Below are 14,166 nucleotides of genomic sequence, written 5' to 3'. Positions count from 1 at the left end.
GCGCTAATGCGTACGAGCAGCGGAAAGGCCGGCGCGGGAACGGCGCCGGCCTGGGTGTGGCGGGGAGGTCAGCCGGTGCGGGGGCTGGAGCTCTCGCGAGGGTGCAGCTCCGTCTGCAGCACCATGCGGGCGGCCGGCCTGGCCGGGTTGTCGATGCGGTCGGCGAGCAGCTGCGCGGCCGCCCGCCCCAGTTCGTACGTCGGCTGCCGCACCGTGCTCAGCCCAGGGCGGAACAGCCGCGCCCAGGGGATGTCGTCGAAACCGATCACCCCGACCTGGCCGGGGATGGCCACGCCGCGCTCCGTGAGGCACTCCACGGCCCCCACGGTCATCAGGTTGTTGGCCGCGAACACCGCGTCGATCTCCACCCCCTCGTCCAGGAGCGCCGCCATGGCCGAGTAGCCGCCCTCCTCGCGGAAGTCGGCGTGGCGGATCAGGGAACGGTCCGGCGGCAGCCCGAAGGCCCGCAGCGCCCGCTGGTGGCCGCGCAGCCGCCGCATCGCCGTGGACATCCGGCGCGGGCCGGTGATGCAGGCGATGCGGCGGTAGCCCGACTCCAGCAGGTGCGCCGTGGCCATCTCCGCGCCCTTCTCGTTGTCCACCAGCACGGCGTCGACCTCGGTCTCGGCCAGCTCGCGGTCGATGGTCACCACGGCGGTGCCGGCGGCGACCAGGGCGCTGATGTCGGTGGAGTCGTCGGCGGGGGAGATGATCACGCCGGCCATGTTGTCGGCCAGCGCCACCGCGATGTACTCGGCCTCCCTGGCGCGGTTCTCGTCGGTGTTGCACAGCACGACCGAGTAGCCGAACTGCCGTCCGCCGTCCTCCACCCCGCGCACGAGCGAGGTGAAGAACGGGTTGCCGACGTCGGAGATGAGCACCGCCCACAGCGTGGTCTGCCGGCGTCGGAGGTTGCGCGCGACGCCGTTGGGCCGGTAGCCCAGCTCCCTGACGGCCGCGTGGACGCGGGCCGCGAGCTCCGGGTTGACCGTGGAACGGCCGTTGAGCACGCGGGAGACCGTCGCGGCGGAGACCCCGGCGTGTCGCGCGACATCTTGGATTTTGAGCAACCTCGTCCCATCTCGTGGCAGGCCCGGCGGCTGAGCTACGGCAGTCTATCGCGGTGCTAGGAAATCGATTACTGCCGGGGTGGGAACGGCAGCCGCTGCTCGACGGGCGCGATCCCGAACGGCTTGTGCGGCAGCGTCTGATACCAGAACGCGACCGACGAGTAGTCGTCCGAGCGCTTGTTGGCGTGGCCGTGCTCGATCGTCACCTTGATCGACTCGGTGAACGTGATCGGGTCCTCGACGTGGAAGCGGTAGAGGGAGATCTCGCCGCTCCAGTTGTCGCCGCCGGGCATGGTGATGCCGTGGTACGGCGCGTGGTACGTCTGCGTGGGGCACCAGGCGGTGTTGAAGTAGTCCTCGGTGCCGGTGCCGTGCAGCGACGGCGGGAACGGCTCCCCGTCGATGAAGATCATGTCGTCGCCCTCGCCGTACCAGTTCCAGTCGCTGGTCTCGCGCAGGTTGCGGATGTTGAGCACGCAGCCCACGTAGTGGCCGCGCCCTTCGGCGTCCAGGATGACGTAGTTGCCGTCACCGGTGTCGTTGACGCCTTCCACCTGGAACTCGCGGTTGCTCTGCGCGCCCTGCTCGATCCCGTCCGTCGGCCGCTCGCAGCGCCACTGGGCGTGGAAGTAGCCGAGGTCGTCGGCGGCGGAGTCGAACACCTCGTAGTCGACGTAGTAGTAGAAGAAGACCGGCTCGGACGACAGCTCGCTGATCAGCTCCACCTTCGCCCGGCTCGCGAACGGCATGTGGAACCACGAGTTGAAGCCCTTGCCGTCCTGCGGGCTCATCTGCAGCGGCGCCGAGACGAAGTTCGCCGTCTTGGCGTGGCCCATGCCGAAGAAGTCGCCGAGCGGCACCAGCACGCTGGGGTGCTCCTGGTCCTCCCAGGTGATCTTCAACACCAGGCGGCGCAGGTAGTCGAGGTCCGCCGCGTCGGGCACGTCCTGCTGGGGCAGCGCCACGGTGCACCAGATGTGGTTGATCGAGCCGGGGCCCTCGATGTCGGCCAGGGTGACCGTGGTGCCCGCCTCGACCTTCAGCCGGTCGTCGTTGGCGCCCGTGCGGTCGTAGCTGGAGACGCGCCTGCGCCTGGACGCCCGCAGCCGGGGCAGGTCGCGCAGGCTGCTGCCGAAGTCGCCATAGGTCATGCTGGTTCGATCCTCACTTCAATCCGGAGGTCTTGATCGCTTCGACGAGCCGGCGCTGGCCGAGCACGAACGCGACCAAGGTGGGCACGGCCGCGATCACCGTCGCGGCCAGGACATAGTTCCAGGCCGAGCCGTACTGGCCTTGGAGGGTGGAGATCCCGACCTGCACCACACGCAGGTCGGGGTCGCGGGTGGCGGTCAGCGGCCAGAGGAAGGCGTTCCAGTTGGCCAGGAAGAACAGCACGGCGAGCGAGGCGAGCACCGGGCGGCTGAGCGGCACCACCACCTGCCACCAGCGCCGGAGATAACCGCACCCGTCGAGGTCCGCGGCCTCTTCCAGCTCGCGCGGAATCGTCAGGTAGTACTGGCGGAGCAGGAAGATCCCGAACGCGTGGAAGATCGCCGGCAGGATGAGCCCCGCGTACGTGTCCAGCAGCCCCAGCTCCCTGGCCACCAGGAACAGCGGCACGAGGATCACCGGCAGCGACACCAGCAGCGTGGACACGATCATCGAGAAGATCACCTGCCGCCCGGGAAACCGCAGCCGGGCCAGCGCGTACGCCGCCATCGAGTGCAGCACGAGCGCGATCACCGTCACCGCCACGGAGACGATGGCGCTGTTGACCATGTACCTGCCGATCGGCACCTCGGTCAGCACGAAGAGCAGGTTGTCCAGGGTCAGCCTGCTGGGCAGCGTCACGGCGAACAGCTCGTCGGCCGGTCTCAGCACCGCCACCAGCAGCCACACGAGCGGGGCCACGGTGACCATGGCCAGCACGTATCCGACGATCGCCCGCAGCCTAACCGGCATCGAACCGGCCTCCCTTCGTGAGCCCGAACATGGTCCCCGTGGCCGCGATGAGGAACCCGACGACGACCGTGGTCAGGGCCGCCGCGTAGCCGTAATTGTTGAAGGTGAAGGCCTGCTGGTAGATGTAGAAGACCACGCTCGACGTGCTGCCCGCGGGGCCGCCCTGGGTCAGCACATAGACCAGGTCGAAGGCCTGCAGCCCGGTCACCGACCCGACGACCGAGTTGACCAGCACGAAGAAGCTGGTGGGCCGGAGCAGCGGCCAGATCACGTGGCGGAACTTCTGCCACGAGGTGGCCCCGTCGATGCCGGCCGCCTCCTCGTACTCCTTCGGGATGTCCTTCAGCCCGCCGAGCAGGATCAGCATGTTGTAGCCCATCAGGAACCAGATGCTGATCGCCACCAGCGACCCGAGCGCCAGAGACGGATCGCCGAGGAACGACGTGTCGCCCAGCCCCACGGGCCGCAGCAGCGTGGCCACCGCGCCCTGCTTGTCGACGAGCAGGAACTGCCAGGCGATGCCGACGACGACGAGGCTGATGACGTGCGGCAGGAAGAACATCGTCCGCACCAGCCCGACGCCGGGGAAATGGTCGCGCACCAGCAGCGCGAGGCCGAGGCTGACCACGAAGCCGATCGGCACGAACGCCAGCGTGTATATCAGGGTGACCCTGACGCTCTGCCAGAGCTGGGTGTCCTCGGCCATCTGCCGGAAGTTGTCCAGGCCGACGTACGTGTAGCCGCCGAAGCCGTCCGCGCTGAACAGCGAGACGCCGAGGGACAGGACCATGGGCAGCCCGACGAACATCATCAGGCCGAGCAGGTCGGGCGCCACGAAGGCGTACCCGGCCAGCGCCTCGCGCCTGCGCCGGTTCCACACCGGGGGCGCGGCGCCGGGCGGCCGCCTCACCGCCGTGCCCGGGTCGGCAACGGTCGTCATGCTCTATCGCCTCTCTGCGCGTATCAGGTGATCGCCGGGCGTCCGGGGCGCGCACGTCGCGGGCCAGGGACGCCGGTCACAACATCGCCGCACCCTTGTAGCCCTTCAGGAAGGTGCCGATCTTCGCCGCGGCGTCGGCCGCCGCCTTCGCCGGATCCGCGCCGCCGAGCTGGGCGGCCTGGATGGCGTCCGACACGGCCTTGTAGACCTCGGGGGTGTAGCGGGGCTCGCCTCGGGAACCGGGGACGACCTTGTCCAGGAAGACCTTGAGCGCGGGATCGTCGAAGGCGCCTGCCGACTCGGCGGCCTCCTGCACGGACGTGCGGGCCGGCAGGTTCGTCTTGACGACCGTGTTCCACTGGCGGCCGCGCTCGATGCCCTCGGCGTCGTTCGCGCCCAGGGCCCAGGCGATGAACTTGGCCGCGGCCTCGGGGTTGGCCCCCTTGGCGTTGGCCACGAACGCCCAGCCGCCGACCGCGGTCGTGTACGTGCCGCCTTCCGGCACGGGCAGGGGGAAGACGCCGTACCTGAAGTCCTTGTTGTTCTGCGCCAGCTGTGACACCCCCCAGATGCCGGACTGCTGCATGGCGACGAACCCGCTGCCGAGGTTGGCCGAGGTGTCGTTGCCGCCGTCGCCCTGCGGCTTGCGCGGGGACATCTTGCCGGTGATGCTGTCCTGCCAGAGCTTCAGCGCGTTGTGCACGGCGGGGGAGTCGAAGCCGGGCCCGCCGTTCTCCGGCACCGCCGAGCCGCCCGCCATCCACATGAACGGATACCAGGTGAAGTTCTGGTAGTAGCCGGGGATCGTCTCGAACAGCAGGCCGAACCGGTCCTTGGAGGTCAGCTTGCCGGCCACGTCGAGCAGCTGCTCCCAGGTCTTCGGGAGGTCGCCCTCCGACAACTTCGCCTGCTCGAAGGCGTCGACACTGTAGAAGACGGCCAGCGGCTCGCGCTCCATCGGCAGGCCGTAGATCTTCCCGTCGACCTTGCGGGTGTCGAGCGCGCCGTCCGCGAAGTCGGCGATCTGGTCGGGCTTGAGGTGCGGCGTGAGATCGGTCAGCACGCCGCCGTTGTGGTAGCGCAGGAAGTCACCCGGGCTGAGCAGGAAGATGTCCGGCCCCTGCCCGGCGGAGAAGGCGGTCTGCAGCGCCCTGCCGGCCAGGTATTCCGACACGGGCAGGTAGTGAAGCTTGATCTTGACGTCGTTGTCGGCGTTCCACGCCGCGACGAGGTCGGTGAACCACTTGCTCTGCGCGTCGGACTGCGGGTTGGGGCCGTAGAAGTTCCAGAACGTCAGCTCCTTCGGGTTGCCGCCCTGGTCACCGCCCCCGCATGCCGACAGCAGCGGCGCCGCCATGGCCGAACCCAACACGACGGCTCCGCCGCGCAGCAGCGATCGGCGAGTCACCCTCTCGAAGGCCGACATATCTCATCCTCCTGGAGTTGAGAGCTCGGGGGCGAGCAATCGATTTCTCAGAAAATGTAGAAGTCGGCATGCCGAGCGTCAAGAACCCTACGTTACCGCTTGCCAGATACAGGAATCGATATCTCCGCGTGACCTGCGCGGACGCTTCGTGGCCCGCTGCTCACGTCTTCTCCGCGGCCCCGAACGTTTCCGCCCGTTTCTCGGCGAGGCGGCGCCCGCCGTTGACATTCCGCGGTCCTGTGGGAGCGCGGGCCGCGAGACGAGCGGAAGGGGTTCTGGCATGCCACGCACCATGCGCAATCCGCTCGCCGGCGTGTTCGGCAAGTACGCCATGCGGGCGACCATCACGCACGCCGAGCTCGTCACGCCCACGATGCGGCGGATCCGGCTCGAGACCGACCAGCCCATCGCCTTCCCCTGCACTCCGGGCCAGCACGTCAGGATCCCGAGGTGTACGGCGTCCCGGAAAGCGAGGCCCCCGAGCACGACCTGCCCATGCCGGGAGCCCGCGTGCTGCGCCGTGTTCACCGCCATGGCACGCCGGCCGTCTCCTCCCGGGCCCTGCTCGCGGCGGTCGCCGACCTCGAACTGCCGGGCAAGCGCGGCCTGCACTGACCGGCGTCCGCGTGTCACGCCAGCGGCGTGCCACGGGCCAGGCACTCGTTGACCAGGGCCACCGCGTCGGCGAGGGCGCCCTCGCCGACGCCGGTGCGGACGCCGCGGGAGTGCAGGTGCGCCACCAGGCGCTCGGTGGCGAGGTTGCCGTGCGCGCCCGGCGCGAACGGGCAACCGCCGTAGCCGCCGGCGGCGGCGTCGAAGCGGGTCACGCCCAGCTCCAGCGCGGCGTCGACCGTGTCGAGCGCCTGGCCGCGGGCGTCGTGGAGGTGCAGCCCGAACTCCACGTCCGGCAGGGCCGACCGGACCATGGCCAGCGTACGGGCGATCCGCTCGGGGGCGGTGGTGCCCAGCGTGTCGGCCAGGACGATGCGGGCCACGCCCATCCCGGCGAGGCCGCGGGCCACCGCGAGCAGCCTGCGCGGGGCGATCTCGCCGTCGAACGGGCAGGTGAACGCGGTGGAGATGCCGCCCGTGAAGGTGGCCTGCGGGTGGCCGGACACCGCGTCGCGGAAACCGGCGAGCACGTCCTCGACGCCGCGTCCTGCATTGGCCAGGCTGTGCCCCTGCCCTGCCGACACGACCAGGACGATCTCGTCGGCTCCCGCCGCCACCGCACGGGTGACGCCCCGGGCGTTGAGCGCGAGCGCGCTGTAGCGTACGGAGCCGTCGCGGGGAAGTGCGGCGAACAGCTCCTCCGCACCCGCCATCTGGGGCACCCTGGCCGGGTTGACGAAGGAGGCGGCCTCGATCGCGCGCACTCCGGCGGCGGCCAGCGCGGCGGCGATGGCGACGCGGTCCGGCACGGCGACCACGACGGGCTCGTCCTGCAGCCCGTCCCTGAGCACGACGTCGTTGATCGTCACGTCGCCGGCGACGGGCACGTCAGGCCCCCTTGTCCGGCGTCACCGGGCGCGGGCGGGTCCGTTCGCCTGTCGCCGGGGACGGCCGGGTCCGTTGGCCTTGCCGCCGCTGGTGGGGCATGTCAGATCACCTTCCTGGCGCGCAGCTCGTCGAGCCGGCCGGCCGAGTAGCCGAGCAGCTCGCCCAGGACCTGGTCGGTGTGCGCGCCCAGCTCGGGGCCCGCCCAGCGCACGTCGCCGGGCGCGCCGGGGACGCGCGGCACCACGCCGGGGAAGCGGATCTCCTCGGGCTCGCCGTCGACGGCGACCTTGAGCGGGCGGAGCATGTCACGAGCCCGGTAGTGCTCGTCGTCGGCGATGTCGGCGGCGTCGTAGATGGGCCCGGCCGGAACGCCGGCCCGGCTGAGCAGGTCGACCGCCTCGGCGGCGGTGTGGCGGGCGGTCCACGCGGAGATGGCCCCGTTGAGCTCGGGCTCGCGCGCGTCGCGGGCGGAGCCGTCGGCCAGCGTGGGGTCCGCCCCCAGGTCGGGGCGGCCCACCGCGGTCATGAGCCGGCCGAACACGCCGCTGGAGTTCCCCGCGATGATCACGGATCCGCCGCCGCTGGTGGGGTAGATGCCGCTGGGCACCACGCCGGGCAGGTTGCCGGCGGTGCGACGGCGGATCACGCCGTACGCGTCGTAGTCGGGGAGCAGCGACTCCATGGCCATGAACACCGACTCGTACAGCGCCACGTCCGCGACCCGCGGCCCCTCGTGCGGGCGCCCCCGCGCCTTGGCCAGTAACAACATGAGCGCGCCGATCGCGCCGTACAGGCCGGCCAGGGCGTCGCCGACCGGTGCGGCGGGGCGGACGGGCTCGCGGTCGGGATGCCCGGTGACGTGCCGCAGCCCGCCGAAGGCCTCGGCCACTCCACCGAAGCCCGCCCGGTCCCGGTACGGCCCCGTCTGCCCGTAACCGGAGATGCGGACCAGCACGACGTCGGCGTTGGCGGCGGTCAGCTCGTCGGAGCCGAGCTTGAGACGCTCCAGCGTGCCGGGGCGGAAGTTCTCCACGACCACGTCGCAGTGGCTCACGAGGCCGAGCGCGATGTCCCGGCCCTCGCCGGTGCCCAGGTCCACGGTGACGGAGCGTTTGTTGCGGGCGATGGTACGGAACATCATCGACGTCCGGCCCCTGCTGCGCCGCCAGCCGCGCAGTTCGTCCCCGGTGCCGGGCCGCTCGATCTTCACGACCTCGGCGCCGAAGTCCGCGAAGATCCGGGTGGCGAACGGCGCGGCGATGAAGCTGCCCAGTTCGAGGACCCGGATCCCGGCGAGCGGCGGTTGGTCTCCTTCGTCCACAACACTGCCTTTCTCAAATAATGAGTAACGATGCTCATTTAACGAGAATGAGAGCCTATTTGCGACGATAGAGGCCCATATGTGGACAAACAAGGGGAGCGCGCCCCGTAAGGACGCCGTAGCCGGGCGCTTAGGTGGGATTAGGGGGCAAGGCTCGTGCGGGCCGCGGCGGCGGCTGACGCCATGATCCGGAGCGCGCCGAGGTACCACGGCACGGTGAGCGGCTCCTTCAAGAACGCGCTAGACTGGTTCGAGGAACTCGCCGGGCTCGACCCGCCCTTCCTCACCGACAAACCCGTCGGCCTCATCGCGACGGCGGCGGACGCGTCATGCGCGCCCACCCCGAGGTCCTCGTCCGTCCTGCATGACCGGGACAGCTGGGCCTGGGGCGGGCGCGCTTCCGGGCACGGTTTCGTGTGGCCTACGCCTCGGTGGCCAGGACATCCTTGATGCTGCTGAGCAACTGGCGGCCGGCCTCCCGGCGCGGGCCGGTGAGGCCGCCCAGGGCCACCGCCACGCCGGCGAGCGTGTCGTCGTGGATCACCCTGGCCATCGCCTCCTGGCTCTGGTGCACCACCTGGAGGGCCACGGTCGCCTGATTGGCGAAGAGGCCGAGCATTTCCAGGTCGCCCAGTGCGCGGGCGGGATCCGGCCGGCGGTCCAACACCTCCAGGACCCCGATGCTGGTGCCCGCGTCCATGAGCGGCGCCGCCATCACCGACGCCGGCGTGTAGCCGGTGGACTCGGCGAACTGCCTGGCGTGCAGCGGGTTCGACGTCACATTGTCCACGATCAACGGCTCGCCCGACTGCAGCACCCAGCCCGCGATGCCCTCGTCCATCGGGAACCGCTGGCCGAGCAGCGTCGCCTCGCCGGCCCCCGACACGGCCTCGAAGACCAGCTCGCCCGCGCTGCTGTCGTAAATGAAGATCGAGCTCGCCCCCGCGCTGAAGATCGCGCGAGCCACTTCCACGATCGACTGGAGCAGGCGCTGATGCCCCTTGTCCAGGACGGGCGGTACTCCGTCGATGCTCATGGTTGCTCCCTCACGTTGGCCGCGGACAGATAGAGGGCGGTCTTGACCTGGAACGGAGTCAGTTCCGGATACTTGCTGAGGATCAGCGCGCAGATCCCGGCCATGCGCGGCGTCGCGAAGCTGTTGCCACTGCACAACGTGCGCGCCCCGCCCTTCCAGGCGACGGGCACGTTGACGCCGCCGGCGTAGAACTCCACAGGCGGGGCGGGGTTGTAGTAGTAGAGCCAGGGATCGGCTTCGGCGTGGCTGCCCACGGAGACCACCGAGGAGAACCTCCAGGGAAAACTCTCGACCTTCATGTTGTGCGCGGATGCGACGATCAACGTGCGGTTGAAGTACGCGTCATCGGTCAGCTCGCGCAGCACCGTCCCGAAGGTGCGCTTGCTGGTGGACAGGCTGAGGTTGACCACGTCGAAGCCGTTGTCGATGACCCAGCGCAGGGCGGTGACCAGATTTTCGCTGCTGCCGAAGAATCCGCCCAGGACACGGACGCTGACCAGCTCGCAACCCGGCGCGAACCGGCGGATCACGCTGGCGCAGGCGGTGCCGTGACCGCTGCTGTCGCCCCGGTTGTCGGGCACGACCCGCGGGCTGCCCTCCGGGCCGGGTTCCACGCTGTACGCGCCCGCCAGCTGCCCCACGAGCTCGTGCCCGTCTTCGACGCCGCTGTCCACGACGCAGACCCGGACGCCCGCGCCGGTGGCGCCCGACGTCGCCCAGTCCTCCACCGGGGCCGCCGGCCAGCCCGCGCTCACCCTGACCTGCTCCGGGCGGTCCTGCGTGTACCAGCTCAGGCGCGGAAGTGCGTCAGCGCTCACGGGCGTCCCACCTGGCCTGAACGGATGCGGTCACCGCGAGGCCGGCCAGGTCCTCCTTCGCCGCGAAGCAGTCCCGCGCCTGCCTCAGGGCGGAGGCCGCGTCGGATCCGCGCCCGGTGCTGCGGAACACATGGGCGGCGTCCAGGAGGACCGTGCCCCTGCACTGGGGGGAGGGCACCCCGGCGGTCAGCGCCAGAGCCCTTTCCAGCTGGGCTCCCGGCTCGGAGCGGATGCGGGCCCGCAGTGAGGCAAGGAGCGCGGCATCCATGGGGAACAGGCCTTCGGTGAGGTTCTCGCACGAATCCAGCCATTCGAGGGCCTCGCTCTTTCTGCCTTGGAGATAGACGGCACGTGCGAGGTCGATCGTCGCCGTGTCGCGCATGAGGCCGTCTCCGATGTCGTCGAAGGCGGCCCGTGACGTGCTCAGCGCCCGTTCCGCCGCGGCGAAGTCGCCGGCCAGGAGTTCCACCTTGCCGAGGAAGACGGGAATGGTCGCCCCTGCCGTGACGTGCCCCATCTCATGGGTGATGCGCGCCGCGTCGCGGAGAGTCCTTCGTGCGTCGTCGTGCCTGCCGCGCATGGCACACAACAACGCGCGCGGCGACTCGACGGCGACCCTGGTGGCCTTCGACATGCCGGCGTACTGCTCGACCAGCTCGTCGCATCTGCGCAGGGCGGCGCCGGAAGGCTCCGGCCCCTGCCACAGGCAGTAGGCGAGCCCGCCGAGGGTGGTCGCCAGCTCCAGCCGCGCCGTGGGGTCGTGGGCGTACGTCAGAGCCTGCTCGAAGCGCTGCCTGGCCTCGTCAAAGCGGTACCGGACCTGGCTGGCCTGGCCCAGGCGCAGCCAGCACCGGGCGAGCCCGACATGATCGTTTTCCTGGCGGAAGATCGGCAGTGCCTGCTCGGCGACCGCGACCAGGTGGTCCATTCCCCGTTCTGCCAGGTGGAGTACGGCTCGCTGGAGCCGCCCGTGCGCCGCGGGGACCGGCCGGCCCGAGGATGCCTCGAGCTCGTCGAGCAGCCGGTCGGCGCTCACGGTCGCGCCCACTGCGGCGAGCACGTCGACGAGGGCCACCATGGTGTCCAGCCGGTCCGGTGCGAGCGCGAGGGCCCGCTCGAAGAACGATCGGGCGCGGTACATGTCACCGAGTGACAGGGCCGTGCGTCCCGCCCGGTCCAGGTGGGCGCCGGCCGCGCGGGCCAGGCCGGCCGAGTCCGGCATTCGCAGCTCGGCGCTGTAGCCTGCCGCGGTCTCCAGGTGCGCGCCGACGTCGGCGTCGGATTGCCGGCGATCCCGCAGCCAGCCCGCGATCCGCAGGTGCCGCTCCACCCGGAGCTTCTTCGGCAGCGCGGCGTAGATCACGTCCCGGATCTGGGAACTGCCGAACCGGTAGCGGGCCTCGCCGTGGAGCCTCCCGTCGGGTTCGACGAACCGGCGGCGTACCAGGTGGTGGAGGTCGGCGTCGGTGATCCGGACGTCAGGTGCCAGCTCGGCGATGCGCGAGGGGACGAACCGGTCGAAGAACGCCGCCCAGCGTAGCCATTCCAGATGTTGGGCGGGTAGCAGGTCAAGCCGCGCCGCCAGGAGCGCCCGCAGGGACGGCGGGACTCCCTCCCCGTGCCCCTCGGCCCGCATCGCCATCAGCTGTTCGAGGAAGAACGGGTTGCCTTCCGCGGTCGTCACCAGCCGCTCGGTCTCGGCGTCGGACAGGTGCGCGGAAACGTCGCTCAGCTGGGCGGCGAGCAGGTGCGCGTGCTCGTCGCTCAACGGCCGCAGGACGATGGAGGTGGTGCCGAGCTGTCCGCCGCCCCACTGCGGACGGGCGTCAAGGAGCTCGAATCTGGCCAGGCAGACGAACAGCACCCCCACCTCGTGCAGGGACTCCGTCAAGGTCGTGATCAGATCCAGCGCGGTGGGCGAGGCCCACTGCAGGTCGTCGAGCACCACGACGACGCCGCGATCGTCGACGAGCGCCGAGAATGCCTCGCGGACCGCCCAGAACGTGTCGTCGACTGCCAGGCCCGGAGCGCCGTCACGCAAGACACCGGCCAGTGCCGTCGCCACCTGCGGCGTCTCGGCGAACGTCTCGGCCAGGCTGCCCCTCCCCGTGGCCTCGATCAGGGCGGACAGGACGCCGTCGAACGGGGCGAGCGTGCCACCTCCGTACGGCGAGCAGCCGCTGGACACCGCGGGTGCACCTGCCGACTGGCATGCCATGACGAACTCGTGGGCGAGCCGCGACTTCCCCATCCCGGGATCGCCGAAGATCGTGCACACGTGGCAGCCACGGTCCTGCCGTACCCCTTCAAAGAGCAGCGAGAGCTGCCTCAACTCGCGCTCGCGGTCGATCAGCGGCACGTCGAACCTGCGCCGCACGGGTGACTCGTGGGCCCTGACCACCTGCACCCGCCAGGCGGGCAGGGGCTCTGCCCTGCCGCGGACCTGAAGCGGCGGCACGGCCTCGGCGGTGACGGCGCCCGCCACCATGCGGTAGGTCTCCGCGCCGAGAAGGATCCCGCCCGGCGTCGCATGTTGTTCGAGCCTCGCCGCCATGTTGACGGTCTCTCCCGCGACGAAGGTGTGATCGCCGGTCGCCGCGTCGACGGCCACGACCTCGCCGGTGTTCACGCCGATCCTGATCGCGATTCCGCACCCGATCTCACGGACCAGTTCCTCGTTGAGCCTGCCGATGGCCTCGCGCATCTCCCAGGCCGCGCGCACGGAACGGAGCGCGTCGTCCTCATGCACCGTGGGCACACCGAACACGGCCATGACGGCGTCGCCGATGTACTTCTCCACCGTTCCCCCGTGGCGGATGAGGCAGGAGCGCATCAGTTCGAAGTAGCGCAGCAGGATCGCCCGCAGGGATTCCGGGTCGAACAGCCGGCTCATCTCCGTCGAACCGCTCAGGTCGCAGAACAGAACGGTCACGATCTTCCGTACCTCGCCCCGGTCACCGTTCTGGGGCGTGCCGCAATGGGGACAGAAGCGGACGCTCACGATGTCGGCACCACATGACAGACAGGCCATAACCGCCTCGGCGACTAGAAGCACTTCCAGAGGGAGAACGGCCGGTGCCTCATGACGCCACCGGCCGTCCCCTTTACCTCAGTGGTACTCGCGTGGGGGCGGGTTACCACAGACCGGCGCCGGTGACCTCCGAGTGGGCCATGACGTCCTGGTCTTCCGCGGCGGCGTTCATCTTCTGGCGGATGGATTTGATCACCTCGACCTCGGCTTCGGTGAGGGTCGCCAGCACCTCGAGCGCGAGACCGCCCTGGTGCCCCTCTCGAAGGTGGCTGTCGGGAGTGGCGGGAAGCACACCAGAGTCACGAAGGCTCTGGATGGGATCGAATGCGGACATGTTTCTTCACCTCTCTTTTTCTGGGCGAGTCCGGTCACCACAGACCGGCGCCGGTGACTTCCGAGTGGGCCATGACGTCCTGGTCTTCCGCGGCGGCGTTCATCTTGTGGCGGATGGACTTGATCACCTCGACCTCGGCTTCGGTGAGGGTCGCCAGCACCTCGAGGGCGAGACCGCCCTGGTGCCCCTCTTCGAGGTGGCTCGCCGGTGTCGAGGGGATGATGCCTGCCTCGCGGAGACGCTGGATGGGATCGAAAGCGGTCATGAGTCCTCCCTTGTGTGTCCGGCGGTTACCAGAACAGCCCGCCGTCTTGGGGACCGTGTGCGGTGTCGACGCCGACTGCCTCGTCGATCCGCGCCTTGATGGCCTTCAGTACTTCGAATTCCTCTTCCGACATGGCGGCGATGGCTTCCAACTCGACTTGGGTGGCGCCCGGTGCGAGCTGTCCTTCTTGGATGCGGGCCAGTCCGACTCCAGCCATGGCGAACCTCCTGATTTCGGCCGGGTTGTTCATCAACGGTTCTGGGTCACCAGAAGGAGGCGCCCATGACATGAGCCTCCACGTCTCCTGCGACCGCTTCGATGCGCTCGCGCACCGCCTCCAGCACGGCGACCTCCTCCGCGGACAGCGACGCGAGCACGGCGCGCGCCTCGGCCGTGAGGAACATCGGCTCCAGCGGCAGCTCTCGGTCGCTCATCTCGGTTCCTTCCAAGGGGAAGTGCGAAG

At 70.0% G+C, this 14,166-nt stretch carries 16 protein-coding genes; 2 read left to right on the top strand and 14 right to left on the bottom strand.

The annotated features are described in order from the left end of the window. Positions 1-68: 68 nt before the first annotated feature. From E1292_RS19325 to E1292_RS19305, 5 genes are all read right to left on the bottom strand, one after another. The gene (locus E1292_RS19325; RefSeq protein ID WP_132596619.1) at positions 69-1,070 is read right to left on the bottom strand and encodes a LacI family DNA-binding transcriptional regulator; all 1,002 of its coding nucleotides are present in this window, start codon (positions 1,068-1,070) and stop codon (positions 69-71) included. Between the two features lie 68 nt (positions 1,071-1,138). Then, the gene (locus E1292_RS19320) at positions 1,139-2,221 is read right to left on the bottom strand and encodes a glycoside hydrolase family 172 protein (RefSeq protein ID WP_132596618.1); all 1,083 of its coding nucleotides are present in this window, start codon (positions 2,219-2,221) and stop codon (positions 1,139-1,141) included. Between the two features lie 13 nt (positions 2,222-2,234). Then, positions 2,235-3,032, bottom strand: coding sequence for a carbohydrate ABC transporter permease (locus E1292_RS19315; protein ID WP_132596617.1), 798 nt, complete (start codon positions 3,030-3,032; stop codon positions 2,235-2,237). Beyond that, positions 3,022-3,972: a carbohydrate ABC transporter permease gene (locus E1292_RS19310; protein WP_132596616.1), complete on the bottom strand. Its 951-nt coding sequence runs from the start codon at positions 3,970-3,972 to the stop codon at positions 3,022-3,024. The genes E1292_RS19315 and E1292_RS19310 overlap by 11 nt, the downstream gene beginning before the upstream one ends. A gap of 76 nt (positions 3,973-4,048) precedes the next feature. Continuing rightward, the gene (locus tag E1292_RS19305) at positions 4,049-5,398 is read right to left on the bottom strand and encodes an ABC transporter substrate-binding protein (protein ID WP_132596615.1); all 1,350 of its coding nucleotides are present in this window, start codon (positions 5,396-5,398) and stop codon (positions 4,049-4,051) included. Positions 5,399-5,848: 450 nt separating this feature from the next. Between E1292_RS19305 and E1292_RS51205 the strand changes: the two genes are divergently transcribed. Continuing rightward, positions 5,849-6,013, top strand: a complete 165-nt coding sequence (locus E1292_RS51205) for a hypothetical protein (RefSeq protein WP_165974626.1) — start codon at positions 5,849-5,851, stop codon at positions 6,011-6,013. A gap of 14 nt (positions 6,014-6,027) precedes the next feature. Here the strand turns inward: E1292_RS51205 and E1292_RS19300 are convergent, their stop codons facing one another. Further along, the gene (locus E1292_RS19300) at positions 6,028-6,897 is read right to left on the bottom strand and encodes a hydroxymethylglutaryl-CoA lyase (RefSeq protein WP_220446935.1); all 870 of its coding nucleotides are present in this window, start codon (positions 6,895-6,897) and stop codon (positions 6,028-6,030) included. 101 nt (positions 6,898-6,998) lie between these two features. After that, complete coding sequence (locus E1292_RS19295) at positions 6,999-8,219, bottom strand: CaiB/BaiF CoA transferase family protein (protein ID WP_132596614.1); 1,221 nt, start codon at positions 8,217-8,219, stop codon at positions 6,999-7,001. Between the two features lie 156 nt (positions 8,220-8,375). Here E1292_RS19295 and E1292_RS55800 point away from each other — a divergent pair, with 156 nt between their 5' ends. Beyond that, positions 8,376-8,669 carry an NAD(P)H-dependent oxidoreductase gene (locus E1292_RS55800; RefSeq protein ID WP_369334340.1) on the top strand — a complete coding sequence of 98 codons (294 nt, stop codon included), beginning with the start codon at positions 8,376-8,378 and terminating at the stop codon, positions 8,667-8,669. On the opposite strand, the gene E1292_RS19285 is transcribed toward E1292_RS55800, so the two are convergent. The 7 genes from E1292_RS19285 to E1292_RS51200 form a co-directional block, all read right to left on the bottom strand. Then, positions 8,641-9,255: a GAF domain-containing protein gene (locus tag E1292_RS19285; RefSeq protein ID WP_132596612.1), complete on the bottom strand. Its 615-nt coding sequence runs from the start codon at positions 9,253-9,255 to the stop codon at positions 8,641-8,643. The genes E1292_RS55800 and E1292_RS19285 overlap by 29 nt on opposite strands. Then, the gene (locus E1292_RS19280; RefSeq protein WP_132596611.1) at positions 9,252-10,073 is read right to left on the bottom strand and encodes a S8 family serine peptidase; all 822 of its coding nucleotides are present in this window, start codon (positions 10,071-10,073) and stop codon (positions 9,252-9,254) included. Before E1292_RS19280 ends, E1292_RS19285 begins: the two co-directional genes overlap by 4 nt. Then, a complete protein-coding gene (locus E1292_RS19275; RefSeq protein ID WP_165974625.1) occupies positions 10,063-13,005 on the bottom strand; it encodes an adenylate/guanylate cyclase domain-containing protein in 2,943 nt (980 codons plus the stop codon). Before E1292_RS19275 ends, E1292_RS19280 begins: the two co-directional genes overlap by 11 nt. 202 nt (positions 13,006-13,207) lie before the next feature. Beyond that, the gene (locus tag E1292_RS19270) at positions 13,208-13,438 is read right to left on the bottom strand and encodes an aroma-sacti cluster domain-containing protein (RefSeq protein WP_132596609.1); all 231 of its coding nucleotides are present in this window, start codon (positions 13,436-13,438) and stop codon (positions 13,208-13,210) included. A gap of 34 nt (positions 13,439-13,472) precedes the next feature. Then, a complete protein-coding gene (locus tag E1292_RS19265; RefSeq protein WP_132596608.1) occupies positions 13,473-13,703 on the bottom strand; it encodes an aroma-sacti cluster domain-containing protein in 231 nt (76 codons plus the stop codon). 25 nt (positions 13,704-13,728) lie between these two features. Continuing rightward, complete coding sequence (locus E1292_RS19260) at positions 13,729-13,953, bottom strand: aroma-sacti cluster domain-containing protein (RefSeq protein WP_132515526.1); 225 nt, start codon at positions 13,951-13,953, stop codon at positions 13,729-13,731. A 13-nt stretch (positions 13,954-13,966) separates the two neighbouring features. Next, complete coding sequence (locus E1292_RS51200) at positions 13,967-14,137, bottom strand: aroma-sacti cluster domain-containing protein (RefSeq protein ID WP_165974624.1); 171 nt, start codon at positions 14,135-14,137, stop codon at positions 13,967-13,969. Between the last annotated feature and the right edge of the window lie 29 nt (positions 14,138-14,166).

It is taken from the genome of Nonomuraea deserti (genome assembly GCF_004348685.1).
GTDB classification, from domain to species: Bacteria; Actinomycetota; Actinomycetes; order Streptosporangiales; family Streptosporangiaceae; genus Nonomuraea; species Nonomuraea deserti.
This window is presented reverse-complemented; position numbering and strand designations above follow the sequence as displayed.